At 54.2% G+C, this 25004-nt stretch carries 20 protein-coding genes; 10 read left to right on the top strand and 10 right to left on the bottom strand.

Annotated features, from left to right (window positions below):
- Positions 1–11 precede the first annotated feature (11 nt).
- Together secA and mutT are read left to right on the top strand one after the other, a co-directional pair.
- On the top strand, positions 12–2717 hold the full coding sequence (gene secA, locus N7922_RS20675) for a preprotein translocase subunit SecA (protein WP_263098051.1): 2706 nt from the start codon (positions 12–14) through the stop codon (positions 2715–2717).
- Positions 2718–2775: 58 nt separating this feature from the next.
- Positions 2776–3165, top strand: a complete 390-nt coding sequence (mutT, locus tag N7922_RS20670; RefSeq protein ID WP_263098050.1) for an 8-oxo-dGTP diphosphatase MutT — start codon at positions 2776–2778, stop codon at positions 3163–3165.
- A gap of 44 nt (positions 3166–3209) precedes the next feature.
- Here mutT and yacG read toward each other — a convergent pair whose 3' ends face one another.
- The 3 genes from yacG to coaE are packed head-to-tail and all read right to left on the bottom strand — an operon-like array spanning position 3210 to position 4778.
- Positions 3210–3404 (bottom strand): DNA gyrase inhibitor YacG, encoded by a 195-nt coding sequence (yacG, locus tag N7922_RS20665; RefSeq protein ID WP_263098049.1) that lies wholly within the window; start codon positions 3402–3404, stop codon positions 3210–3212.
- 9 nt (positions 3405–3413) lie between these two features.
- Positions 3414–4157 carry a cell division protein ZapD gene (gene zapD / locus N7922_RS20660; protein ID WP_263098048.1) on the bottom strand — a complete coding sequence of 248 codons (744 nt, stop codon included), beginning with the start codon at positions 4155–4157 and terminating at the stop codon, positions 3414–3416.
- Positions 4158–4778: a dephospho-CoA kinase gene (gene coaE / locus N7922_RS20655; RefSeq protein WP_263100969.1), complete on the bottom strand. Its 621-nt coding sequence runs from the start codon at positions 4776–4778 to the stop codon at positions 4158–4160.
- A gap of 321 nt (positions 4779–5099) precedes the next feature.
- Between coaE and N7922_RS20650 the strand changes: the two genes are divergently transcribed.
- Positions 5100–6143, top strand: a complete 1044-nt coding sequence (locus tag N7922_RS20650) for a GMP reductase (protein ID WP_263098047.1) — start codon at positions 5100–5102, stop codon at positions 6141–6143.
- A gap of 32 nt (positions 6144–6175) precedes the next feature.
- Here the strand turns inward: N7922_RS20650 and hofC are convergent, their stop codons facing one another.
- The 4 genes from hofC to nadC form a co-directional block, all read right to left on the bottom strand.
- A complete protein-coding gene (hofC, locus tag N7922_RS20645) occupies positions 6176–7378 on the bottom strand; it encodes a protein transport protein HofC (protein WP_263098046.1) in 1203 nt (400 codons plus the stop codon).
- On the bottom strand, positions 7368–8753 hold the full coding sequence (gene gspE / locus N7922_RS20640; RefSeq protein WP_263098045.1) for a type II secretion system protein GspE: 1386 nt from the start codon (positions 8751–8753) through the stop codon (positions 7368–7370). Before gspE ends, hofC begins: the two co-directional genes overlap by 11 nt.
- 9 nt (positions 8754–8762) lie before the next feature.
- Positions 8763–9200, bottom strand: a complete 438-nt coding sequence (gene ppdD / locus N7922_RS20635) for a prepilin peptidase-dependent pilin (RefSeq protein WP_263098044.1) — start codon at positions 9198–9200, stop codon at positions 8763–8765.
- A 181-nt stretch (positions 9201–9381) separates the two neighbouring features.
- Positions 9382–10275 (bottom strand): carboxylating nicotinate-nucleotide diphosphorylase, encoded by an 894-nt coding sequence (nadC, locus tag N7922_RS20630; protein WP_263098043.1) that lies wholly within the window; start codon positions 10273–10275, stop codon positions 9382–9384.
- A gap of 130 nt (positions 10276–10405) precedes the next feature.
- Between nadC and ampD the strand changes: the two genes are divergently transcribed.
- Together ampD and ampE are read left to right on the top strand one after the other, a co-directional pair.
- Entirely contained in the window at positions 10406–10969 is a 564-nt protein-coding gene (ampD, locus tag N7922_RS20625; protein WP_263098042.1) for a 1,6-anhydro-N-acetylmuramyl-L-alanine amidase AmpD, read from the top strand.
- Positions 10966–11820, top strand: coding sequence for a beta-lactamase regulator AmpE (gene ampE / locus N7922_RS20620; protein WP_263098041.1), 855 nt, complete (start codon positions 10966–10968; stop codon positions 11818–11820). The genes ampD and ampE overlap by 4 nt, the downstream gene beginning before the upstream one ends.
- Before the next feature lie 16 nt (positions 11821–11836).
- Here ampE and N7922_RS20615 read toward each other — a convergent pair whose 3' ends face one another.
- From N7922_RS20615 to aroP, 3 genes are all read right to left on the bottom strand, one after another.
- A complete protein-coding gene (locus tag N7922_RS20615) occupies positions 11837–12787 on the bottom strand; it encodes a family 43 glycosylhydrolase (protein ID WP_263098040.1) in 951 nt (316 codons plus the stop codon).
- Positions 12787–14193, bottom strand: coding sequence for a glycoside-pentoside-hexuronide (GPH):cation symporter (locus N7922_RS20610; protein ID WP_263098039.1), 1407 nt, complete (start codon positions 14191–14193; stop codon positions 12787–12789). The genes N7922_RS20615 and N7922_RS20610 overlap by 1 nt, the downstream gene beginning before the upstream one ends.
- A 171-nt stretch (positions 14194–14364) precedes the next feature.
- Positions 14365–15735 (bottom strand): aromatic amino acid transporter AroP, encoded by a 1371-nt coding sequence (gene aroP, locus N7922_RS20605; RefSeq protein WP_263098038.1) that lies wholly within the window; start codon positions 15733–15735, stop codon positions 14365–14367.
- A gap of 537 nt (positions 15736–16272) precedes the next feature.
- On the opposite strand from aroP, the gene pdhR reads away from it, so the two are divergent.
- From pdhR to N7922_RS20580, 5 genes are all read left to right on the top strand, one after another.
- Positions 16273–17037 (top strand): pyruvate dehydrogenase complex transcriptional repressor PdhR, encoded by a 765-nt coding sequence (gene pdhR, locus N7922_RS20600; protein ID WP_061497651.1) that lies wholly within the window; start codon positions 16273–16275, stop codon positions 17035–17037.
- Positions 17038–17211: 174 nt separating this feature from the next.
- The gene (gene aceE / locus N7922_RS20595) at positions 17212–19875 is read left to right on the top strand and encodes a pyruvate dehydrogenase (acetyl-transferring), homodimeric type (protein ID WP_263098037.1); all 2664 of its coding nucleotides are present in this window, start codon (positions 17212–17214) and stop codon (positions 19873–19875) included.
- Positions 19876–19889: 14 nt separating this feature from the next.
- A complete protein-coding gene (aceF, locus tag N7922_RS20590) occupies positions 19890–21782 on the top strand; it encodes a pyruvate dehydrogenase complex dihydrolipoyllysine-residue acetyltransferase (protein WP_263098036.1) in 1893 nt (630 codons plus the stop codon).
- A gap of 203 nt (positions 21783–21985) precedes the next feature.
- The gene (lpdA, locus tag N7922_RS20585; RefSeq protein WP_263100968.1) at positions 21986–23410 is read left to right on the top strand and encodes a dihydrolipoyl dehydrogenase; all 1425 of its coding nucleotides are present in this window, start codon (positions 21986–21988) and stop codon (positions 23408–23410) included.
- A 157-nt stretch (positions 23411–23567) separates the two neighbouring features.
- Positions 23568–24995 (top strand): hypothetical protein, encoded by a 1428-nt coding sequence (locus tag N7922_RS20580; protein ID WP_263098035.1) that lies wholly within the window; start codon positions 23568–23570, stop codon positions 24993–24995.
- The last annotated feature ends 9 nt before the right edge of the window (positions 24996–25004 follow it).

The following is a 25004-nucleotide window of genomic DNA, read 5'->3' as shown; positions in this document are numbered from 1 at the left end:
AGATTTTTATTATGCTTATCAAATTATTAACTAAAGTTTTCGGTAGTCGTAACGATCGTACACTGCGCCGTATGCGTAAAGTCGTGGCCCAAATCAATGCCATGGAACCGGAAATGGAAAAGCTCAGCGATGATGAGCTGAAAGCCAAAACCGCAGAGTTCCGTGCGCGCCTGGAAAAAGGCGAAAGCGTTGAGAGTCTGATCCCGGAAGCCTTTGCCGTGGTGCGCGAGGCAAGTAAACGTGTGTTCGGCATGCGTCACTTCGATGTGCAGCTGCTGGGCGGCATGGTTCTCAACGAGCGTTGCATCGCAGAGATGCGTACCGGTGAAGGTAAAACCCTGACCGCAACCCTGCCTGCTTACCTCAACGCCCTGAGCGGCAAAGGCGTCCACATTGTTACCGTCAACGACTATCTGGCTCAGCGTGACGCCGAGAATAACCGTCCTCTGTTCGAATTCCTCGGTATGAGCGTGGGTATCAACCTGCCGAACATGCCTGCTGTTGCTAAACGTGAAGCCTATGCGGCCGATATTACCTACGGTACCAACAACGAATACGGCTTTGACTACCTGCGCGATAACATGGCATTCAGCCCTGAAGAGCGTGTGCAACGTAAACTGCACTATGCGCTGGTGGATGAGGTGGACTCCATCCTTATCGATGAAGCGCGTACCCCGCTGATCATTTCCGGTCCGGCAGAAGACAGCTCCGAGCTGTACAAAAAAGTCAATAAAATCATCCCGCATCTGGTTCGTCAGGAGAAAGAAGACTCCGACACTTTCCAGGGTGAAGGCCACTTCTCCGTGGATGAAAAAGCGCGTCAGGTTACGCTGACTGAACGCGGCCTGGTGCTGATTGAAGAGCTGCTGGTCAAAGAAGGCATCATGGACGAAGGCGAGTCACTGTACTCTCCTGCCAACATCATGCTGATGCACCACGTGACTGCGGCACTGCGTGCACACGCATTGTTCACCCGTGATGTGGATTACATTGTGAAAGACGGCGAAGTCATTATCGTCGACGAACACACCGGCCGCACCATGCAAGGGCGTCGCTGGTCTGATGGTCTGCATCAGGCGGTGGAAGCCAAAGAAGGTGTGGATATCCAGAACGAAAACCAGACGCTGGCGTCCATTACCTTCCAGAACTACTTCCGTTTGTATGAAAAACTGGCGGGTATGACCGGTACGGCAGATACCGAAGCGTTTGAATTCAGCTCGATTTATAAACTCGATACCGTGGTGGTTCCCACCAACCGTCCGATGATCCGTAAAGATATGGCGGATCTGGTCTATATGACCGAAGCGGAAAAAATCCAGGCGATTATCGAAGATATTAAAGAGCGTACTGCGAAGGGGCAGCCGGTTCTGGTTGGGACCATCTCGATCGAGAAATCAGAAGTGGTGTCTGAGGAACTGACCAAAGCGGGCATCAAGCACAACGTACTGAACGCCAAATTCCACGCCAAAGAGGCGGACATTGTGGCGCAAGCGGGCTATACCGGTGCGGTGACCATTGCCACCAACATGGCGGGGCGCGGTACGGATATTGTGCTGGGTGGTAGCTGGCAGGCGGAACTGGCGGAGCTCGAAGAACCGACGGCAGAGCAAATCGCCAAAGTGAAAGCCGACTGGCAGGTGCGCCATGATGCAGTGCTGGCGGCGGGTGGCCTGCACATTATTGGTACCGAGCGTCATGAGTCTCGTCGTATCGATAACCAGTTGCGCGGCCGTTCTGGTCGTCAGGGGGATGCGGGTTCTTCCCGTTTCTATCTCTCTATGGAAGATGCCCTGATGCGTATTTTCGCCTCCGATCGCGTCTCTGGCATGATGCGTAAACTGGGGATGAAGCCGGGCGAAGCGATTGAGCACCCGTGGGTCACCAAGGCTATTGCTAATGCGCAGCGCAAAGTGGAAAGCCGTAACTTCGATATTCGTAAGCAACTGCTGGAATATGACGATGTTGCTAACGACCAGCGTCGTGCAATTTACACCCAGCGTAACGAACTGCTGGATGTAACCGATGTGAGTGAAACCATCGCCAGCATTCGCGAAGATGTTTTCAAAGCCACCATCGATGGTCATATTCCACCGCAGTCGCTGGAAGAAATGTGGGATGTTCCTGGCCTGCAGGAACGCCTGAAAAATGATTTCGATCTCGACCTGCCTATCGCTGACTGGCTGGATAAAGAACCGGATCTGCACGAAGAGACGCTGCGTGAGCGTATCCTGCAAAGCGCCATTGAAACCTACCAGCGTAAAGAAGAGGTGGTTGGCGCTGAGATGATGCGTCACTTCGAGAAAGGCGTGATGCTGCAAACGCTGGATTCACTGTGGAAAGAGCACCTGGCCGCGATGGATTATCTGCGTCAGGGCATCCACCTGCGTGGCTACGCGCAAAAAGATCCGAAGCAGGAATATAAACGCGAGTCCTTCGCGATGTTCGCCGCCATGCTGGAGTCACTGAAATATGAAGTGATCAGTACGCTCAGCAAAGTACAGGTGCGGATGCCGGAGGAAGTCGAGGCCATGGAGCTGCAGCGCCGTCAGGAAGCTGAGCGTCTGGCGCAGATGCAACAGTTAAGCCATCAGGATGATGAAACTGAAGCCGCTGCTGCGCTTGCTGCGCAGACGGGGGAGCGCAAAGTGGGTCGTAATGATCCTTGCCCTTGTGGTTCCGGTAAAAAATACAAACAGTGCCACGGCCGTCTGGCATAACGCATTGATAATAATAAAAAGGCGCAGAATACTGCGCCTTTTTTATGGAGTCTGCATCATGAAAATACTGAACATCGCCGTTGGGATCATTCGTAACCCGCAAGGGGAAATTTTTATTACGCAGCGCGCTGCGGATGCGCATATGGCGAATAAATGGGAATTTCCTGGCGGAAAAATTGAAGCGGGTGAAACGCCGGAGCAGGCAATGATCCGCGAGCTTCAGGAGGAAGTCGGCATTACGCCCCTTCAGGCAGAACTGTTTGATAAGCTGGAATATCAGTTCCCCGATCGCCACATCACCCTGTGGTTCTGGTTAGTGGAAAGCTGGGAAGGGGAGCCATGGGGTAAAGAGGGGCAGCCGGGTCATTGGGTTGCGCAAGACGCCCTTGACGCTGACAAGTTTCCCCCGGCAAATGAACCGGTGATAGCCAGGCTACTGGCTGGCTGACCCTGATTTGCCTGCCAGGCGAAGCGCCTGCAGGCAACAAGTGCTTAGTGCTGTTCTTCGCTCCAGTCATCGCTGTCCGACAAATTGCCGTCGCTGGGGATACGTTTCTCTTCTGCTGCCCACTCGCCCAAATCAATCAGCTGGCAACGTTTCGAACAGAACGGGCGAAATGGGCTGCTTTCTCCCCAGACAACAAGCTTCCCGCACGTTGGGCAGTTTACGGTAGTTTCTTCAGACATCTTCACTCCTTAACAGCAGGCCAGTTCAAAATCGAAACGCTCGGGAACCACGCCATGCTCGCTGTCCAGCGGCATAAAGCGAATGGCGAAGCGGCTCTTATGGCCGGAGATTTGTGGGTATAGCTGGTCTTCCAGCGACAATTGCAGACGCAACAAATCGGCGTCATCGCCGTTATCCTGGTAAAAACCGTTCAGGCTGGTCTGGCGGCGGAACGGCGCGGCATTGCGGATCAAATCAAGGATCAACGTCAGGGTTTGCGTCAGCGGTGTCAGGCTGTCCAGCCAGACCGCAATTTGCGCATCCCGCTGTTCCTGCGGCAGGTGCAGCCACATATGCAGCGTCGGCAAATCAAAGCTGCAGCATCCACCGGGAATGCTCAGGCGCTGGCGCACCAGGCCTATCAGACGGTCTTCGCGCAGTTGTTGGCCAATACGCGGGGCACTCATCAGTACGGCTCCGCTCGCTTTTAATTGCTGGCGGACAGCTTCAATCCGGCTCAGATCCACACCGGGAACATCACTCCATGCCTGCAGTTTACGCTGCTGGCGCTCCAGCTCTTTCAGAAGCTCGGTGCGGGTATCACCCCGTTCAAACACATCCAGTAAATCACCAACGTTACGGAAAAAGTGCAACGCATCGGCATGGTCGCTCAGCGGTAAATGGACAGAGAGCTGTTGCAGTAAAAACTCGACACGCAACCAGGTACGCATCTTTTCGTTAAGCGGATGTTCAAAAAGGATGTGGGTGTGCATTTACGGTTTTTCCTGTGAAACGGCCTGCCGGGCATACGCCAGATATGCGGTGTGCAGGCGGGCAACATCCGATGCTATCGCATCCGGTGCGCCATTATTGTCAATAACATCATCCGCGACGGCAAGTCGCGCTTCGCGAGTGGCCTGGGCCGCGAGAATATTTTTAGCATGTTCGCGGCTGACGCCATCACGCTGCATGGTGCGTGAAATCTGTGTCTCTGGTAAGACGTCAATAACCAAAACCCGATCGGCTTTGTGATGCAGCTGGTTTTCCACCAACAACGGCACGACCCACAGCACATAAGGTGATGTCACCTGGGCAATCTTACTCTGTGTTTGCTGGTGAATAAGCGGGTGGAGTAACCCATCTAGCCAACGTTTATCCGCCGGAGAAGCGAAAATACGCTCGCGTAATAAACGTCGATTGAGCGAGCCGTCCGCGAGGATCATGTCAGCGCCAAAATGTTCCGCAATAGCGCTTAATGCGTGAGAGCCTGGTTCCACCACCTGACGGGCAATAATATCCGCGTCGACAACATTAACGCCAAGCGCTGCGAAGGCATTTGCGACGGTGCTTTTACCGCTGCCAATACCGCCGGTTAATGCAACCGTATACCCCATTACGCCTAATCCCAAAATAGTCTGTCGCATATCACAATCTGCGATCTTTATTCTGCCCGCAATGCTATTTTTCGCGACCGTCCTGAAGACGGAAAAACGCAAAAGATTAAATATGTTTACGAGCTTAATCAACAGGTTGTGATTTAACCAAACGACATTAAAACCCGTTCGCCTAATCTTGCCTGTTCACCAGGTAAATTTATAGGATTGTAGCGTAAAAAAAGAGAATTTCGCAGTCTTGCGCGGCCCTTATTAGCGCGTATGATAGCGTCACTGGAGTTGTGAGTTTGTACTTTCGCCATTAACCCCAGGAATCCGCACATGCGTATTGAAGAAGATCTGAAGCTAGGTTTCAAAGACGTTCTTATCCGTCCTAAACGTTCCACCCTTAAAAGCCGTTCCGATGTTGAGCTGGAGCGCGAATTTACCTTCAAACATTCAGGAATGCGCTGGTCTGGCGTACCGGTTATTGCCGCCAATATGGATACCGTTGGCACCTTTGCAATGGCGAAAGCGCTGGCTTCGTTCGACATCCTTACCGCTGTACATAAACACTATTCCGTTGAAGACTGGAAAGCCTTTATCCAGCGTGAATCGGCTGACGTGCTGCGCCATGTCATGGTTTCAACCGGGACATCAGACGCAGATTTTGACAAGACAAAACAGATCCTTGCGCTGCATCCGTCGCTGAATTTTGTCTGTATCGACGTGGCGAACGGATACTCTGAGCACTTTGTACAATTCGTTGCCAAAGCACGTGAGGCCTGGCCGGATAAAACTATCTGCGCGGGTAACGTTGTGACCGGTGAAATGTGTGAAGAGCTGATCCTTTCCGGTGCGGATATTGTCAAAGTTGGCATCGGTCCGGGTTCTGTTTGCACCACACGTGTTAAAACCGGGGTCGGCTATCCGCAATTGTCCGCAGTGATCGAATGCGCCGATGCCGCGCATGGTCTTGGCGGGCAGATTGTCAGTGATGGTGGCTGCACGGTGCCGGGTGATGTGGCGAAAGCGTTTGGCGGCGGCGCAGACTTTGTGATGCTCGGCGGTATGCTGGCGGGTCATGAAGAGAGCGGCGGTACCATCGTGGAGGAAAACGGCGAGAAATTTATGCTGTTCTACGGCATGAGTTCAGAATCCGCAATGAATCGCCACGTTGGCGGCGTTGCAGGTTACCGTGCAGCAGAAGGCAAAACCGTCAAACTCGCGTTACGTGGCCCGGTGGAAAACACCGCGCGTGATGTCCTGGGCGGCCTGCGTTCAGCCTGTACGTATGTCGGTGCCTCCCGCCTGAAAGAACTGACTAAACGCACGACCTTTATCCGCGTTCAGGAACAGGAAAACCGCGTTTTCAACAGCCTGTAATGGGTTTGCAGGCGCACAGCGCTGCGCCTGCATTAGCCCGTACCGCCCATCGCATCGCCAAGGTGAAAGATAGGCAGGTACATGGCAACCACCAGCACGCCAATAATCAACCCTGTCACTACCAATAGCAGCGGCTCTAATACGGAAGCCAGCTCGTCCGCCTGATGCTGAGTCTGTTCACTGTGGTGTCGCGCCAGATTCTCCAGCATGGTATCCAGTGCCCCGGAGATCTCCCCGGTATGGATCAACTGAATACACAGCGGCGTGAAGTTGCCACTCTTTGCCAGCGCCGCAGAGATAGCCGCGCCGAGGGTGATATCCTGATGCGCCTGTTGCAGCACGCCTCGCCAGTAAGGACAGGTTAAGGTATCCCTGACATTTTCCAGCCCCTGCAAGAAGGTGATGCCAGAACGTTGCGTGAGTGACAGCACGGTAAATATCTGGCTCAACCGTTGCCCACGCACCAGTTTTCCGACGATGGGGCAGCGTAGCAGCAGACGCTGCCGATAGTGCAGCCATCTCACCTGACGGCGCAGCAAGGTCATCGCGCATACCGCCAGCAACGCAAGTGCTGCCAATGGCAGCGCGCCTTGTTGCATCAGCGTCGCGCCAGCAATGACTCCCCGCGTCAGCGCAGGCAAGGGGGTATTGAACGTCTGGTAGATAGCCGAGAACTCCGGCAGCACCAGATATACCATTGCGATGACTACCGCCGCGGTCAGCGAAAGAATAATGAGCGGGTAACGCAGCGCCTTTTTTACTTTCAACGCCAGTGCTCGCTGTGCCTGTTGCTGGCTGGCCAGTTTAAAACAGCACTCATCCAGCTTTCCTGTCAGCTCACCGGTATGGACCATCGCCGCCCAGAGCGGAGGAAAAACATCTGGCCACTGGCGCAGCGCTGCCGAAAATGTTTCACCCTGTTCCAGCGCTTGCGCCAGATGGTGTAACAATGCCTGCCATTGCCTGGCTGGATGTTGCTGTGCCAGCAGTAACAAGCCTTCCGGTAATGTGAGCCCCGCCTGCAACAATGTCGCAAGCTGGCGCAGGAGCGTACAGCCATGTTCCGCACGCCACAGTGAACGCCTTACCGGCCTGCGCTTGAGCGTCAGAGGATGGATCTGCCGGTGATAGAGCGTTTGCATCGCGGCATTGCGGCTTTCGCTCCAGTGCGCTCCCTGTTGTAATGCACCCGTGTTATCGATTCCGGACCACTGCCAGAGGTGTTTAGTCGTCATGCGGCAAACCCAATATGCGCACCAACTCTTCCAGTGTCGTCAACCCTTGTTCCACCGCCAGACAGCCATGCTGAAACAGCGTCGTCATTCCCTCCGCACGGGCGCACTGTTCGATTTCCCCCGCACTTTGGCCGCTGGCAATGGCCTGGCGGACATCGCGGGTGATAGGGAGCACTTCGAACAATGCGACACGCCCGTAAAATCCGTGATAGCACCGTTCGCACCCTTCCGCGCGCCAGCGAGGTAACGGGCGAGGCCACAGGTCGCCGGGGAGCCGGGTATTTTCCGTGGTCAGTTTCCGGCAATGGGGGCAAAGTTTTCGTACCAGTCGTTGGGCGATGACCAGTGATAGCGCCGAGGAGATCATCCAGCGTGCTACCCCCATTTGCTGGATACGCACCAGTGTTTCGCTGGTGGAGTTCGTGTGCAGTGTGGATAAAACCAGATGCCCGGTTTGCGATGCTTTGATAGCAATCTCCGCTGTTTCGCCATCGCGGATCTCACCAACCATGATAATGTCCGGGTCCTGGCGTAGCAGAGCGCGCAATACGCTCTGGAAGGTCAGCCCGGCGCGCGGATTAATTTGCGTCTGATTCAGCCCATCCAGCGGGATCTCTATAGGGTCTTCTACGCTGCAAATGTTGACCTCCGGTCTGTTGCGTTTTTGCAGCGCGCTGTAGAGCGTCACGGTTTTTCCGCTGCCGGTCGGGCCTGTCACCAGCAACAGTCCCTGAGGTTGCGCCAGCGCTGCGGTAAAGAGTGACAATTGCGCGTCGGTCATACCGAGTGCAGTCAGATCCAGGGCTTGGTTAACCTGGTGCAACAGACGCAACACCACCTTTTCACCGTGTCGGCAAGGCAAGGTAGCGATACGAAATGAGACCGATTGCCCGGAGAGATCCACACTGAACTGCCCATCCTGTGGCAGGCGACGTTCAGCAATATCAAGATTGCCAAGTACTTTGAGTCTTGCGGTTAGCGTGGCGGCTAAATCGCAGGGAAGGGGTGAGAGTGCATGCAAAACGCCATCGACGCGTAACCGTATGGCGTAATACGTCTCTCCGGGCTCGAAATGGATATCCGATGCCCGTAAGATCAGCGCTTGTTTCAGGGTCTGATCGAGAATTTCCGCCGCGGCGCTGCTTTCTTCAACGGGGACCGGGAAGTGCGTTTGCACCGCCATTTGCTGGTGCTTGTCCATTTGATCCTGCGTCCAGCAACGGATGTCTACCCGTTGCTGGACGGCAAAGCTGAGTGACTCCATTAACATGGGGCTGGGGTTATCTACTACGGCAATGGTCAGAACGTCGTCTTCACTGTTGAGCAACACGGCGTTATGTCGCTGACAGAGCGCGATAAGTTTATCGTGTTTCATCACGGCTCCTTACGGACGTCCGGTGCGAAAAACATCTTCGCAGGCTTGTTGCAAGGCGCTGTCTGCATTTGTATTACAGCTTCGCGCCCACCCCTTCATACCCTCGGCATCGCTCCATTGCGGCGTCATGACGACGCTGAGCCCGTTGAGGCTTTCCTGTCCGGTCAGTGAGACCACCCCTTTTGCAACGCTCATGGCGGCGACGTAACGTGTGGTGGTCGGGGCCGGTATGCCATTGCTGCTGGCATCACAACTGTCGATGCCGCCGCGTTCCAAGGCGCACAGTTCAATGGCGGTGCGATAAGGAACAAAGGTTTGCAACATGTCGGTCAGTGCGGCTTTACGCAGGTAATTTTGATAAGCGGGAATGCCGATAGCGCTCAGGATGGCGATAATGCCAATCACCACCATCAGCTCGATTAAGGTAAATCCTTGTTGTTTGTTCATTTCTGGCTCCTTGTGTAGAGCCGCTACTTTGTCAGCACGTTACAGGGGCGGCGAGACGCAAAAAGGAATTCGGGAAAGCGCCTTCCGGCTTTTTTTACAGGCTTGCAGAGCGCAACAAATTGTTTGCGAGGAAGGGCGCAAAAAAAAACGGGCCAGCGGCCCGTTTAGTCATGCAAAGGGGTTAGCGAAACCGCATCGACAGGTCGAGGGCGCGCACATGTTTGGTCAGTGCGCCCACAGAGATGTAGTCAACGCCCGTTTCAGCAAATTCACGCAGGGTTTCTTGCGTCACATTGCCGGAGACTTCCAGCCGCGCTTCGCCGTTGGTGCGCTTCACGGCCTCACGCATTTGGTCGGTGTCAAAGTTATCCAGCATGATGATATCTGCGCCGGCTTTGAGCGCATCGTCGAGCTCTTCGAGGGTTTCTACTTCAACTTCTACCGGCACATCCGGATGCAGCCAGAAGGCTTTTTCCACTGCCTGGCGTACAGAGCCCGCGGCAATAATGTGGTTCTCTTTGATCAGGAAGGCGTCGGAAAGACCAAGGCGGTGATTAGCGCCGCCGCCGCACAGAACGGCGTATTTTAGCGCTGTGCGCAGGCCCGGCAGGGTTTTACGCGTATCCAGTAACTGTGTTTTCGTGCCGTCCAGCAGCTCCACATAGCGGCGAACTTCGCTGGCGACACCTGACAGGGTTTGCACAAAATTGAGCGCGGTGCGTTCGCCCGTCAGCAATACGCGGGAAGGACCCTCAAGTTCGAATAACGGCTGATTGGCATGAAGGGGGTCGCCATCGGCAACGTGCCAGGTGAGCGTCACATCATCGCCTGCCAGTTGAATAAAGACTTCTTCCACCCAACGCTTTCCGCAAAAAACACCGTCTTCGCGGGTAATGATCACCGCATGCGAGCGGTTTTCTGACGGTAACAATTGCGCGGTAATGTCATTATTCGCGTCGACTTCTCCGCCCAAATCTTCGCGCAACGCCTGGGCGACAGCGACAGGGATATCCAGTTCGATACGTTTGAGCAGTGCGTCACGTCGAAGGTCGGGGTTATAGCGGCGAGGCGGCATGATAAACTCCAAAAAAGGTAACGAATCACAAAGTTAGGCTATGTCTTGTTCGGGGATGCCATTACGGTACACAGCGCAAACATGCTACTCTGAAGCGTGTTTCAGCACCATCCTCTAAAAGGAGTTCCTTATGCAGCTACGCAAGGGCTGGCTGGTGGAAGCGCGGCATGTACCGTCTCCCCATTTTGATTGCCGCCCGGACGATGAGCAACCTTCACTGTTGGTGGTACATAATATTAGCCTACCTCCCGGCGAGTTTGGCGGCCCGTGGATAGATGCGCTGTTTACCGGCACTCTGGATGCCAACGCCCATCCCTTTTTTGCTGAGATTGTTCATCTGCGTGTTTCCGCACACTGCCTGATCCGCCGTGATGGCGAGGTGGTGCAATATGTGCCTTTTGATAAACGCGCCTGGCATGCCGGTGTCTCTTCTTATCATGGCCGGGAACGCTGCAACGACTTCTCGATTGGTATTGAGCTGGAAGGCACGGACACGCTGCCCTATACCGATGCGCAGTACCGACAACTGGCGGCGGTGACACGAACGGTGATTGAGCTTTACCCGTCGATTGCCGACAATATGACCGGGCACAGTGATATTGCCCCTGTGCGCAAGACGGATCCCGGACCGGCTTTTGATTGGGTGAGATTCCGTGCGCTGGTCGCCGGTTTGTCAGAAAAGGAGATGCCATGACGTTATTCACCATGCTGCTGGTACTGGCAGCAGAACGGCTGTTTAAACTGGGAGAACACTGGCAGCTGGATCACCGTCTGGAAGTGCTGTTCCGGCGGGTAAAACACTACTCGATGTTAAGAACGCTGCTGATGGCGGTGCTGGTGATGCTGGTCACCTTTTTGATCCTGCGTGCGCTGTCGGGATTGTTTTTCAATGTTCCGCTGCTGGTGGTGTGGATCCTTATTAGCCTGTTGTGCATTGGCGCGGGGAAAGTCCGTTTGCACTATCACGCCTATCTTAAAGCCGCGGCGCGTAACGACAGCCATGCTCATAACGCGATGGCCAATGAATTGACGTTGATCCACGGTGTGCCGCCGGGGTGCGATGAGCGTGATTTTTTACGTGAGCTGCAAAATGCGCTGGTGTGGATCAACTTCCGTTTTTATCTTGCGCCGCTGTTCTGGCTGATCGTTGGGGCTTCCTGTGGACCGGTGCTGCTGGCGGGGTATGCCTTTTTACGTGCCTGGCAATCATGGCTGGCGCGCTATCAGACGCCAACTGAGCGCCAACAATCCGGGATTGACGCGATTCTGCATGTGCTCGACTGGGTGCCGGTGCGCCTGGCGGGGGTGGTGTACGCGCTGGTGGGGCATGGCGAGAAAGCCTTGCCCGCCTGGTTTGCCTCCCTTGGCGATCGCCACACATCGCAGTATCAGGTGCTGACCCGCCTTGCCCAGTTCTCCCTGGCGCGCGAGCCGCATCTGGATAAAGTCGAAACGCCAAAAGCGGCCGTGTCGATGGCGAAGAAAACCTCGCTGGTGCTGGTGGTTGTGGTGGCGCTGCTGACTATTTACGGCACGCTGATTTAATCCGCGTGCCGCATTGTTACTGGTGATCCGCAGGCGGGATGCCGAAGTCAGGCATCCCGTTTTCTTGCCAACGGACGCGTTTCAGGCGGGTATGGCGGTTTGGATCGTAGAGCGGGTCGCCTTCTATTTCGGTGTAATTGCGTGCGTGGTACACCAGCACGTCTTCCCCTTCCGGTGTTTGCGTAAAGCTGTTGTGCCCGGGGCCATACTGATGGTTTTCATAGCTGGTTTTAAATACCGGCTGCGGCGCTTTATGCCAGTTGGCCGGATCCTGCGGATTGGCTGCGATATCAATCCATAACAGCCCCATACAATAATTTTCATCGGTGGCGCTGGCGGAGTAGCTGATAAACAGCTTGTCGCCGTGGAACAGCACCGCCGGGCCTTCGTTCACCAGAAAACCCCTGCACTCCCAGTCGAACTCCGGCTTACTTAACAGCACCGGTTCGCCTTTGAGTGTCCACGGGTTTTCCATTTCCGCCAGATAAAGGTTGGAGTTACCCGCAATATCCGGTGCTTTTTGCGCCCACAGATACCAGCGTTTTCCCTGGTGGACAAAGGTTGTGGCGTCCAGCGCGAAGGTATCAAACGGTGTTTTCACCTGGCCTTTTTCTACCCAGTGACCGGTTAGTGGATCGGCGTCGGCACACTCCAGGACGAACATGCGATGGCGGAACATGTTCAGCGCATCCAGCGCTTTCGTCCAGGTGGCGGCAAAATAGAGATACCATTTCCCGTCAATATGATGCAGCTCCGGCGCCCAGATAAGCTCACTCATTGGCCCGGTTTGCGGTTTACGCCATACCACCACACCGGCGGCCTGGCGTAGTCCTTCCAGCGTACTGGCGCGGCGGATTTCCAGCCGGTCATACTCCGGCACCGAGGCGACAAAGTAGTAAACCGTGTCATGGCGCAGAATATAAGGGTCGGCGCGTTGTTCAATAAACGGGTTCGGCCAGCTGCTCATTATGCTTTCCTTACGTTGTCGCCTGACGGCACATGCTGACGTTCGGTCAGTTCATGATAGTTAATACGGCGTTTTTCCAGATCGTCCTGAATCCGTCTCATCATGTCGCGGTCGACTTTCAGTAAACGTACGACGCCCGCGGTGATCAGGTAACCGACGCCAGGGATCACGGTAAACAGCAGCATAATGCCGTTAATTGCCGTGTCGCTTTGCTGTTTGGCGCCCGCGTCGTAGCCATACCACGAGAGCAGGAAGCCTACCATTGCACCTGCTATCGCCAGCCCGACTTTCAGGAAGAACAGGTTACCGGAGAAGCTGATGCCGGTAATGCGTTTACCGGTTTTCCACTCGCCGTAATCGTCCACATCGGCCATTAGCGACCAGTGCAGCGGCGAGGGGATCTGGTGCAGGATATTCAGCAGGAAGTAGAGCACCACAATCAGCGTCGTGGCGTGCGGGTCAAAGAAGTAGAACGCGCAGGAGAAAATAGCCAGTGCGATATTGGTCCAGAAGAAGACTTTCAGTTTGCACCAGCGGTCAGTCAGCACTTTCGCCAGCATACTGCCGAACATCATGCCCACCACGCCAAGGCTAATGAATAAGGTCGCGAAATGGGTACTTTCTCCCATCACCCAGGTGACGTAGTACATGGTTGCCGCCATGCGGATAAAACCGGGGCAGACGTTGCACAGCGTCAACAGCAAAATGCGCACCCACTGGTCATTTTTCCACACATCTTTGAAGTCTTTTTTTAGGTCGTCATTGGTGGGTACTGCCGGGTGAATACGTTCACGCACAGTGGCAAAGCAGAACAGAAACATGCACATACCAATGAATGCCAGCACGGTCATCGCCATCTGGTAGCCTTTGGCTTTGTCTGCGCCGCCGAACCATTCGGCCATTGGCAGCAGCGTCAAAGAGAGCAGCAGGGTGGCGATGCCGACCATCACAAAACGGTACGACTGGCAGGCAACGCGCTCTTTCGGATCGTTGGTGATCACACCGCCCAGGGAGCAGTAGGGAATGTTGATAGCGGTATAGGTCAGCGACAGCAGGAAGTAGGTAATAAACGCGTAGATCACCTTACTGTGATAGGTCCAGTCAGGGGTGGTGAACATTAATACGCTGAAAACGGCATACGGCAGAGCTATCCACAGCAGCCACGGGCGAAAACGCCCATATTTACTTTGCGTACGGTCGGCGAGGGCTCCCATTAACGGGTCAGTCACCGCATCAATCACACGAATCGACAGCAGTAATACCCCGACCAGCGCAGGGGCGAGGCCGAAGATATCGGTATAGAAGTAGTTAACAAACAACATGATGGCGCCAAAAATGATGTTACATCCGGCATCGCCCATGCCATAGCCAATCTTCTCTTTAACAGACAGTTTATTGTTGTCCATTGCCGGTTCTCCCATTGAGATGTGGAAGAATTATTTGCCCGCAAATTTGACTTTGCGTAGCAGGATCAGGCCGCAGTGATGGACAAAATGGCTATGTAAAAGAAAGTGTGAGGAAGGTAACACAGTGATAATACCCCTCTCCCGGGCGGGAAAGGGGTAAACGGATAAGGATTAATGAGCTTTTACGGCTTTGGCGTTTTTCTGTTTGAGCATGTAACCGACGGCAAGGACCACAATCCATACCGGGATCAGCCATACCGAGATAGCCATACCCGGGGTCATCAGCATGATCACCAGCACCGCAGCCATAAACAGCAGGCAGATCCAATTGCCTAACGGGTAGAACAGCGCCGGGAAGCGCGGCATCACGCCTTGCAGCTGTTTCGCGCGGCGGAAGCGCATATGCGCGAGGCTGATCATCGCCCAGTTGATCACCAGTGCGGATACCACCAGCGCCATCAACAGACCGAATGCGGACTCAGGCGCCAGGTAGTTGATCAGCACACACAACGCCGTCACGACCGCAGAGACCAGAATGGTGTTCACCGGCACGCCGCGTTTGTCCACAGAGAGCAGCGCTTTTGGCGCGTTACCCTGTTGCGCCAGACCGAACAACATACGGCTGTTGCAGTAAACGCAGCTGTTATAGACAGACAGTGCGGCGGTCAGCACCACGACGTTCAGTGCATTGGCCACAAACGTGTCGCCCAGTTCGTGGAAGATCAGCACAAACGGGCTGGTATCCGCCGTTACGCGCGTCCACGGCAACAGAGAGAGCAGTACCGCCAGCGAGCCCACATAGAAGATCAGGATGCGGTAGATAACCTGGTTGGTGGCTTTCGGAATGCTCTGTTCCGGGTTGTCGGCTTCAGCGGCGGTAATCCCCACCAGCTCCAGACCGCCAAAAGAGAACATAATGATCGCCATCATCATCACCAGCCCGGAAAAACCGTGCGGCAGGAAGCCGCCCTGTTCCCACAGGTTACGCACGGTCGCCTGCGGGCCAGCGCTGCCGCTAAACAGCAGCCAGCCGCCGAAGACGATCATGGCGACCACGGCGAAGACTTTAATGATGGCGAACCAGAACTCCATTTCCCCAAACACTTTTACGTTGGTCAGGTTAATGGCGTTGATGATGACGAAGAAGGCGGCAGCAGAAGCCCACGTTGGGATCTCTGGCCACCAGAACTGGATGTACTTACCCACGGCGGTCAGTTCCGCCATGGCCACCAGCACATAGAGCACCCAGTAGTTCCAGCCGGAAGCAAAACCGGCAAAGCTTCCCCAATATTTGTAGGCAAAATGGCTGAACGAACCGGCAACCGGCTCTTCCACGACCATTTCACCGAGCTGACGCATGATCAGAAATGCAATAAAACCGGCAATGGCGTAGCCCAGAATAATACCCGGCCCCGCGGACTGAATGACTGACGCGCTACCCAGAAACAGGCCAGTCCCGATAGCACCACCCAGCGCGATAAGCTGAATATGGCGGTTCTTAAGGCCGCGCTTTAGCTGATCGCCGTGCTGTTGACCTTCCATTATGAAACCTCGTGTGTGGTTGTTATGTATACGCTGTCGTTTGCGTGTAAGCGATAAATTCCATTTTTTGTAGTTTTTAGTTTACGAAATGTTGAAGCGAATTTTCGTCCATCCCTTTCGTATGGCTCAGAATAGTGTTAAGCGCGTGGGAATGCATCTGCTTTATGAAGGTCAGATGACGACCTGGTGAAAAAGAAACCATTTGTCAGTAACCCGCTCATAACCCCTCTTAAGTAAAATTAATTATTTATGCTGTTAATGTGAATATCCATTCGTTTATTGATTAACTGAATCGGTTCATATGCCTTAATTATCGTTTCAGGAAAGTTAAAACTGCCTCTTTCGTGGTAAACGGGTCATTTGTGCAAGGTTACATCTTTGAAACGTCATTCCTGTAACATTGTTAAAATGTGCATGGTTTCCTGATTTCAATCAAAACCTGTATGGACATAAGGTGAATACTTTGTTACTTTAGCGTCACGAACATGAAATTGGTAAGACCAATTGACTCTGGGCGAATGGTAGAGACAAGGAACAATGGCCTACAGCAAAATCCGCCAACCAAAACTCTCCGATGTGATTGAGCAACAGCTGGAGTTTTTGATTCTTGAAGGGACATTGCGTCCCGGTGAAAAACTGCCTCCAGAGCGCGAGCTGGCTAAACAGTTCGACGTTTCTCGTCCTTCACTGCGTGAGGCCATCCAGCGTCTCGAAGCGAAAGGTTTGCTTCTTCGTCGCCAGGGTGGTGGAACCTTTGTCCAGAGCAGTCTGTGGCAGAGCTTTAGCGACCCGCTGGTCGAGCTCCTGACCGATCATCCCGAATCCCAGTTTGACCTGCTTGAAACTCGCCACGCGCTGGAAGGCATTGCCGCCTATTACGCTGCGCTCCGTAGCACCGATGAAGACAAGGTACGTATTGGCGAACTGCATCAGGCGATTGAGCTGGCGCAGCAGTCGGGCGATCTGGATGCTGAGTCCGACGCTGTCGTGCAGTATCAAATTGCCGTAACCGAAGCGGCGCATAATGTGGTGCTGCTGCATCTGCTACGCTGCATGGAGCCCATGTTGGCGCAAAACGTTCGTCAGAACTTCGAATTGCTGTACGCGCGCCGTGAGATGCTCCCGCTGGTTAGCAGTCATCGTTCCAGTATTTTCGCGGCGATCATGGCCGGGCAACCGGAAGAAGCGCGCGAAGCGTCGCATCGTCACCTGGCGTTTATTGAAGAGATTTTGCTGGATCGCAGCCGCGAGCAGAGCCGTCGTGAACGCTCGCTGCGTCGGCTGGAGCAGAGAAAGAATTAATATTTTCTGGTGCAGTTTGTACCGGAAGAGTTGTAACACCAGCGCCAAACTTTAGAGCGCGGCAACTAAACGCAGAACCTGTCTTATTGCACTTTTGTTGTTCAGTCATGATGAGAATGCAATGGGACAGGTTCCAGACAAATCAACGTATTAGATAGATAAGGAATACCCCCCATGTCAGAACGTTTCCAAAATGACGTGGATCCGATCGAAACTCGCGACTGGCTACAGGCGATCGAATCGGTCATCCGTGAAGAAGGTGTTGAGCGTGCTCAGTATCTGATTGACCAGCTCCTTTCTGAAGCCCGCAAAGGCGGTGTGAAAGTGGCAGCTGGCACAGGGGCGAGCAACTATGTAAACACTATTGCCGTTGAAGATGAACCGGAATACCCGGGCAATCTGGAACTGGAACGCCGTATTCGTTCAGCTATCCGCTGGAACGCAATCATGACCGTTCTGCGCGCGTCCAAAAAAGACCTCGAGCTGGGCGGCCACATGGCTTCCTTCCAATCTTCTGCGACCGTTTATGAAGTCTGCTTCAACCACTTCTTCCGTGCCCGCAACGAGAAAGACGGCGGCGACCTGGTGTACTTCCAGGGCCACATCTCCCCGGGCATCTACGCACGTGCGTTCGTGGAAGGTCGTCTGACTGAAGAGCAGATGAACAACTTCCGTCAGGAAGTTCACGGTAAAGGCCTCTCTTCTTACCCGCACCCGAAACTGATGCCGGAATTCTGGCAGTTCCCGACCGTATCCATGGGTCTGGGCCCGATTGGTGCTATCTACCAGGCAAAATTCCTGAAATATCTGGAACACCGCGGCCTGAAAGACACTTCTGAGCAAACCGTTTACGCTTTCCTGGGCGACGGTGAGATGGATGAGCCGGAATCTAAAGGCGCCATCACCATCGCTACCCGTGAAAAACTGGACAACCTGTGTTTCATCATCAACTGTAACTTACAGCGTCTTGATGGCCCGGTTACCGGCAACGGCAAAATCATCAACGAACTGGAAGGCATCTTCAGCGGCGCTGGCTGGAACGTAATCAAAGTCATGTGGGGTTCCCGTTGGGACGAACTGCTGCGTAAAGACACCAGCGGTAAACTGATCCAACTGATGAACGAAACCGTTGACGGCGACTACCAGACCTTCAAATCCAAAGACGGCGCTTACGTGCGTGAGCACTTCTTCGGCAAATACCCGGAAACTGCAGCGCTGGTTGCTGACTGGACTGACGATCAGATTTGGGCGCTTAACCGCGGCGGTCACGATCCGAAGAAAGTCTACGCTGCACTGAAAAAAGCGCAGGAAACCAAAGGCAAAGCGACTGTTATCCTGGCCCATACCATTAAAGGTTACGGCATGGGTGATACCGCTGAAGGCAAAAACATTGCTCACCAGGTGAAGAAAATGAACATGGACGGCGTGCGTTATATCCGCGACCGCTTCAATGTTCCTGTGACCGATGAGCAGGTTGAAAACCTGTCTTACATCACCTTCCCGGAAGGTTCTGAAGAGCACAAATACCTGCACGAACGTCGCCAGGCGCTGAAAGGCTACCTGCCGTCACGTCAGCCGAACTTCACCGAGAAACTTGAACTGCCGGCTCTGGAAGACTTCTCCCAGCTGCTGGAAGAGCAGAACAAAGAGATCTCCACCACTATCGCTTTCGTTCGTGCCCTGAACGTGATGCTGAAGAACAAATCGATCAAAGATCGTCTGGTTCCGATCATCGCTGACGAAGCGCGTACTTTCGGTATGGAAGGTCTGTTCCGTCAGATTGGTATCTACAGCCCGAACGGCCAGCAGTACACCCCGCAGGACCGTGAGCAAGTTGCTTACTACAAAGAAGACGAAAAAGGTCAGATTCTGCAGGAAGGTATCAACGAACTGGGTGCTGGCGCATCCTGGCTGGCGGCTGCGACCTCTTACAGCACCAACAACCTGCCGATGATCCCGTTCTACATCTACTACTCCATGTTCGGGTTCCAGCGTATCGGCGACCTGTGCTGGCAGGCAGGCGACCAGCAGGCTCGCGGCTTCCTGGTTGGCGGTACCTCCGGTCGTACCACCCTGAACGGTGAAGGTCTGCAGCACGAAGATGGTCACAGCCACATTCAGTCGCTGACTATCCCGAACTGTATCTCTTACGACCCGTCTTACGCGTACGAAGTGGCTGTCATCATGCACGATGGCCTGGAGCGTATGTACGGTGAGAAACAAGAGAACGTTTACTACTACATCACCACGCTGAACGAAAACTACCACATGCCGGCAATGCCGGAAGGTGCCGAGGAAGGTATCCGTAAAGGTATCTACAAACTCGAAACCGTTGAAGGCAGCAAAGGTAAAGTTCAGCTGCTGGGCTCCGGTTCTATCCTGCGTCACGTACGTGAAGCAGCACAGATCCTGGCGAAAGATTACGGCGTGGGTTCCGACGTCTACAGCGTGACCTCCTTCACTGAACTGGCGCGTGATGGCCAGGATTGTGAACGCTGGAACATGCTGCACCCGCTGGAAACCCCGCGTGTACCGTACATCGCTCAGGTGATGAACGACGCACCGGCTGTAGCGTCTACTGACTATATGAAACTGTTCGCCGAGCAGGTTCGTACTTATGTACCGGCTGATGATTACCGCGTACTGGGTACGGATGGCTTCGGTCGCTCCGACAGCCGTGAAAACCTGCGTCACCACTTCGAAGTTGATGCTTCTTACGTGGTCGTTGCAGCACTGGGCGAACTGGCTAAACGTGGCGAAATCGACAAGAAAGTGGTAGCGGAAGCCATCACCAAATTCAACATCGATGCAGAAAAAGTTAACCCGCGTCTGGCGTAAGAGGTAAAGAGATAATGGCTATCGAAATCAATGTACCGGACATCGGGGCTGATGAAGTTGAAATCACCGAGATCCTGGTCAAAGTGGGCGACAAAGTTGAAGCTGAACAGTCGCTGATCACCGTAGAAGGCGACAAAGCCTCTATGGAAGTCCCGTCTCCGCAGGCTGGCGTTGTTAAAGAGATCAAAGTCTCTGTTGGCGACAAAACCGAGACCGGCAAACTGATCATGATTTTCGATTCCGCCGAAGGTGCAGCAGCCGCTGCACCTGCTCCGGCAGAAGCGAAGAAAGACGCCGCGCCAGCAGCAGCCCCGGCCGCTGCGGCAGCCAAAGACGTTAACGTTCCGGATATCGGCGGCGACGAAGTTGAAGTCACTGAGATCCTGGTAAAAGTCGGCGATACCGTGGCTGCAGAGCAGTCGCTGATCACCGTTGAAGGCGACAAAGCCTCGATGGAAGTTCCGGCGCCGTTCGCGGGCACCGTAAAAGAGATCAAAATCAACACCGGCGATAAAGTCTCCACCGGCTCGCTGATCATGATCTTCGAAGTTGCGGGCGCAGCCCCGGCTGCGGCTGCGGCACAAGCGGCGGCTCCGGCTGCGGCGAGCGCACCGGCAGCAGCGTCTGGCCCGAAAGAAGTCAACGTACCGGATATCGGCGGCGACGAAGTTGAAGTGACCGAAGTGCTGGTGAAAGTGGGCGACAAAGTCTCCGCTGAGCAGTCTCTGATCACCGTCGAAGGCGACAAAGCCTCGATGGAAGTTCCGGCGCCGTTCGCAGGCACCGTGAAAGAGCTGAAAGTGAACGTGGGCGACAAAGTCTCCACGGGCTCTCTGATCATGGTCTTCGAAGTGGAAGGCGCTGCGCCTGCTGCGGCTCCGGCTGCTGCACCTGCTGCCGCTGCCCCGGCTGCTCAGGCGGCGAAACCGGCTGCTGCTCCGGCGAAAGCAGAAGGTAAATCTGACTTCGCAGAAAACGATGCTTACATCCATGCCACTCCGCTGATCCGTCGCCTGGCGCGCGAATTCGGTGTGAATCTGGCGAAAGTGAAAGGCACCGGTCGTAAAGGCCGTATCCTGCGCGAAGACGTACAGAACTATGTGAAAGACGCGGTTAAACGCGCTGAGTCTGCACCTGCTGCTGGCGCAACCGGTGGTTCTCTGCCGGGCCTGCTGCCGTGGCCGAAAGTGGACTTCAGCAAGTTTGGCGAAGTCGAAGAAGTCGAACTGGGCCGCATCCAGAAAATTTCTGGCGCTAACCTGAGCCGTAACTGGGTGATGATCCCGCACGTTACGCACTTCGACAAAACCGATATCACCGATCTGGAAGCGTTCCGTAAACAGCAGAACGCCGAAGCTGAGAAGCGCAAACTGGATGTGAAATTCACCCCGGTTGTCTTCATCATGAAAGCGGTCGCTGCTGCACTGGAACAAATGCCGCGCTTCAACAGCTCACTGTCTGAAGATGCACAGCGCCTGACGCTGAAAAAATACATCAACATCGGTGTGGCGGTAGATACCCCGAACGGCCTGGTTGTTCCGGTCTTCAAAGACGTGAACAAGAAGAGCATCACTGAGCTGTCCCGTGAACTGACAGTGATCTCGAAAAAAGCGCGTGACGGTAAGCTGACTGCTGGCGAAATGCAGGGCGGTTGCTTCACCATCTCCAGCATCGGCGGCCTGGGCACCACCCACTTCGCGCCGATTGTTAACGCGCCGGAAGTGGCCATCCTGGGCGTCTCCAAGTCTGCCATGGAGCCGGTCTGGAACGGTAAAGAGTTCGTACCGCGTCTGATGATGCCGATTTCGCTCTCCTTCGACCACCGTGTGATTGACGGTGCGGATGGTGCGCGCTTTATCACCATCATCAACAACATGCTGTCTGACATCCGCCGTCTGGTGATGTAATCGAAAAAGCCGGCCTGACGGCCGGCTTTTTTCTGCTAATCTCATACTGCTTATGGGGTTATCAGGGGCAAAGGACAAATCGTTTGCCGTTTGTTGTTTCAAAATTGTTAACATTTTTGTAAACTGCGGGCGGATAGAACGTCCCGGTGGATGAAGGGCGACATGAAGTACCCCTGACCGCCGGAAATCAATAAGAGGTCATGATGAGTACTGAAATCAAAACTCAGGTCGTGGTACTTGGGGCAGGCCCTGCAGGTTACTCTGCTGCCTTCCGTTGCGCTGATTTAGGTCTGGAAACCGTCATCGTTGAACGTTACAGCACCCTTGGCGGTGTTTGTCTGAACGTGGGTTGTATCCCTTCTAAAGCGCTGCTGCACGTAGCAAAAGTTATCGAAGAAGCCAAAGCGCTGGCTGAACACGGCATCGTTTTTGGCGAGCCGAAAACCGATATCGACAAAATTCGTACCTGGAAAGAGAAAGTTATCACTCAGCTGACCGGCGGTCTGGCGGGGATGGCGAAAGGCCGTAAAGTTAAAGTGGTTAACGGTCTGGGTAAATTCACCGGGGCGAACACCCTGGAAGTTGAAGGCGAAAACGGTAAAACCGTGATCAACTTTGACAATGCAATCATCGCGGCGGGTTCCCGTCCGATTCAACTGCCGTTTATCCCGCATGAAGATCCGCGCGTATGGGACTCCACCGACGCACTGGAACTGAAATCCGTACCGAAGCGTATGCTGGTTATGGGTGGCGGTATCATCGGTCTGGAAATGGGTACCGTGTACCATGCGCTGGGTTCAGAGATTGACGTGGTTGAAATGTTCGACCAGGTTATCCCGGCGGCTGACAAAGACATCGTTAAAGTCTTCACCAAACGCATCAGCAAGAAATTCAACCTGATGCTGGAAACCAAAGTGACCGCCGTTGAAGCAAAAGAAGACGGTATCTATGTTTCCATGGAAGGCAAAAAAGCCCCGGCTGAAGCGCAGCGTTACGATGCCGTGCTGGTGGCCATCGGCCGTGTGCCGAACGGTAAAAACCTCGACGCAGGCCAGGCAGGCGTGGAAGTGGACGACCGTGGCTTTATCCGTGTTGATAAACAACTGCGCACCAACGTGCCGCACATCTTCGCTATCGGCGATATCGTCGGTCAGCCGATGCTGGCGCACAAAGGCGTGCATGAAGGCCACGTGGCCGCAGAAGTTATCGCCGGTAAAAAACACTACTTCGATCCGAAAGTTATCCCGTCTATCGCCTACACCGAGCCAGAAGTTGCATGGGTGGGTCTGACCGAGAAAGAAGCGAAAGAGAAAGGCATCAGCTACGAAACCGCCACCTTCCCGTGGGCGGCTTCGGGTCGTGCTATCGCTTCCGATTGCGCAGACGGTATGACCAAACTGATTTTCGACAAAGAGACGCACCGTGTTATCGGTGGCGCGATTGTCGGCACCAACGGCGGTGAGCTGCTGGGCGAAATCGGTCTGGCGATCGAAATGGGTTGCGACGCTGAAGATATCGCGCTGACCATCCACGCTCACCCGACTCTGCACGAATCCGTAGGTCTGGCGGCGGAAGTGTTCGAAGGCAGTATCACTGACCTGCCGAACCCGAAAGCGAAGAAAAAATAAGTTTTCGCCACGCTAAAGCGCCTCTTCGGAGGCGTTTTTTTTGCGCCATTTTCGTGAGCAGGTAGAGACTTTCACTGCCAGGGTATAAATATTACGCAGATTTTGCCGATATTACCCTCTGTCGACCATTCCCGGCGAGAGAAGGAGTTTTATCGTCATGATCAACGGCCTCAACCTGTCGTCGCTCTCTTCCGCGGCGCGTGTTACCCCATCGTCAACAGTGAACACTTCGGCGCGTACCGCCAGCAGTAACACCACTTCTGCGGGTGCAACGGCATCGGCAAAAGTGATGTTTGGCAGCCAGACCGCAGAAATCGCCGCGGTGTATAGCCTGTCGCCGAAGAAAATCAGCGCCAGCACATCCCTGCAAAACAATGCGACTATTCAGGCATTGATGCAGTCTGCAAAGGGGAGCAACTCTGTTTCCGCATTCGGCAGTCTGGGCAGCGTACTGCTCAGTAACCTGAAAGAAAATCGAGCCGATTTCACCCAGGCACTCACCGGCGTCGGGATGAACGGGAGCGGCGGAAATGAGTCCGCTATCACGCTGGATATCGTCACGCAATCTGGCTCCACTGTTCATCTGATCATGACCCAGCAGGACGATGGCATGGCGGTGGAGGTCAAAACGGAAGGCGACAGTCTGAACGATGACGAAGCTGAGGCGGTCGCCAAACTGGGTGAGTCGTTGCAAAAAACGTTATCAGGACTGGGCCGCAACCCGCCTGAAGTCGACGTGAAGGGGTTAACGCAGTTTGACAGCAGTGTGCTCAAATCGGTGGATTTGAAAACGGATATGCGTACTGGCGACACGTCGCTGCAATCGCTCAATTTCCATGCGGACACGAAAGAACGCTGGATTGCCTATGAAGATAAGGATTTCTCGCTGAAGATGAGCAGCGACCTTTCTCAATCCGGGCTGTCTGGCAACTATGCACAGCAGCAAAGTGCGCTGAATGCCTACGACAGCAAGTTTGATAAAGCGCGCATTGCCGGTCACGGCGATCGTGCGCAGATGGAAGCGCTGAAGTCGGTATTTAGGGCGTTAAATACCACGACGGAAAACGATGAGTCATTAAAAGTGGGCGCGGCGGATATTCGCGTCGGCGATAACGGTAAATCGCAGCTAAGCGGGCTGAATGACTTCTCTTTATCACTGACGCAAACGGAAAAATCCATCAACCCGCTGCATGAAGAAGAGAAAGATCGTTTTTCCTACCAGGCTTCGCAAACGACCGAAGAGTCTGTTGCCAGTGATGGCTCAAAAACCCTGAAGCAGACCGCGCGTAGCCATACCAGCGCCGCCTGGCATCAAGCGTTAGATCCCTCTTTCCCGCTGTCGCTGAACAGCATGAAATCGTCGCAGAACTACTATTACCACTTGCTGGAAAATGACGAAGAGAGCAGCACGACCCTCAATTACACGGCGCGCGGGCAACTGGCGAGCGTGGGACACCACGAGCAGGTGAACAACCGCGAAACGGTGAAAAAATATGTGATGGGAGAACTGGTTGATCAAACCGTTACCCCGGAACAATACACGCGCAACAATGTGGTTTCCTTGCTACGAACGTTGTCACAATAACGTCATAAA

It is taken from the genome of Kosakonia sp. ML.JS2a, from assembly GCF_025642095.1.
In the GTDB taxonomy this organism is placed as follows: domain Bacteria; phylum Pseudomonadota; class Gammaproteobacteria; order Enterobacterales; family Enterobacteriaceae.
The sequence above is the reverse complement of the archived record's forward strand: the minus strand, read 5'-3'. Positions and strand labels throughout refer to the sequence as shown.

Bases quoted from the DNA above. Each gene is read 5' to 3' on its own strand.
- ampD (WP_263098042.1), top strand. From the start codon at position 10,406: ATGCAGCTACGCAAGGGCTGGCTGGTGGAAGCGCGGCATGTACCGTCT.
- hofC (WP_263098046.1), bottom strand. From the start codon at position 7,378: ATGACGACTAAACACCTCTGGCAGTGGTCCGGAATCGATAACACGGGT.
- mutT (WP_263098050.1), top strand. From the start codon at position 2,776: ATGAAAATACTGAACATCGCCGTTGGGATCATTCGTAACCCGCAAGGG.
- pdhR (WP_061497651.1), top strand. From the start codon at position 16,273: ATGGCCTACAGCAAAATCCGCCAACCAAAACTCTCCGATGTGATTGAG.
- aroP (WP_263098038.1), bottom strand. From the start codon at position 15,735: ATGGAAGGTCAACAGCACGGCGATCAGCTAAAGCGCGGCCTTAAGAAC.
- secA (WP_263098051.1), top strand. From the start codon at position 12: ATGCTTATCAAATTATTAACTAAAGTTTTCGGTAGTCGTAACGATCGT.
- nadC (WP_263098043.1), bottom strand. From the start codon at position 10,275: ATGCCGCCTCGCCGCTATAACCCCGACCTTCGACGTGACGCACTGCTC.
- ampE (WP_263098041.1), top strand. From the start codon at position 10,966: ATGACGTTATTCACCATGCTGCTGGTACTGGCAGCAGAACGGCTGTTT.
- aceF (WP_263098036.1), top strand. From the start codon at position 19,890: ATGGCTATCGAAATCAATGTACCGGACATCGGGGCTGATGAAGTTGAA.
- N7922_RS20580 (WP_263098035.1), top strand. From the start codon at position 23,568: ATGATCAACGGCCTCAACCTGTCGTCGCTCTCTTCCGCGGCGCGTGTT.
- N7922_RS20615 (WP_263098040.1), bottom strand. From the start codon at position 12,787: ATGAGCAGCTGGCCGAACCCGTTTATTGAACAACGCGCCGACCCTTAT.
- gspE (WP_263098045.1), bottom strand. From the start codon at position 8,753: ATGAAACACGATAAACTTATCGCGCTCTGTCAGCGACATAACGCCGTG.
- ppdD (WP_263098044.1), bottom strand. From the start codon at position 9,200: ATGAACAAACAACAAGGATTTACCTTAATCGAGCTGATGGTGGTGATT.
- N7922_RS20650 (WP_263098047.1), top strand. From the start codon at position 5,100: ATGCGTATTGAAGAAGATCTGAAGCTAGGTTTCAAAGACGTTCTTATC.
- coaE (WP_263100969.1), bottom strand. From the start codon at position 4,778: ATGGGGTATACGGTTGCATTAACCGGCGGTATTGGCAGCGGTAAAAGC.
- aceE (WP_263098037.1), top strand. From the start codon at position 17,212: ATGTCAGAACGTTTCCAAAATGACGTGGATCCGATCGAAACTCGCGAC.
- zapD (WP_263098048.1), bottom strand. From the start codon at position 4,157: ATGCACACCCACATCCTTTTTGAACATCCGCTTAACGAAAAGATGCGT.
- lpdA (WP_263100968.1), top strand. From the start codon at position 21,986: ATGAGTACTGAAATCAAAACTCAGGTCGTGGTACTTGGGGCAGGCCCT.
- N7922_RS20610 (WP_263098039.1), bottom strand. From the start codon at position 14,193: ATGGACAACAATAAACTGTCTGTTAAAGAGAAGATTGGCTATGGCATG.
- yacG (WP_263098049.1), bottom strand. From the start codon at position 3,404: ATGTCTGAAGAAACTACCGTAAACTGCCCAACGTGCGGGAAGCTTGTT.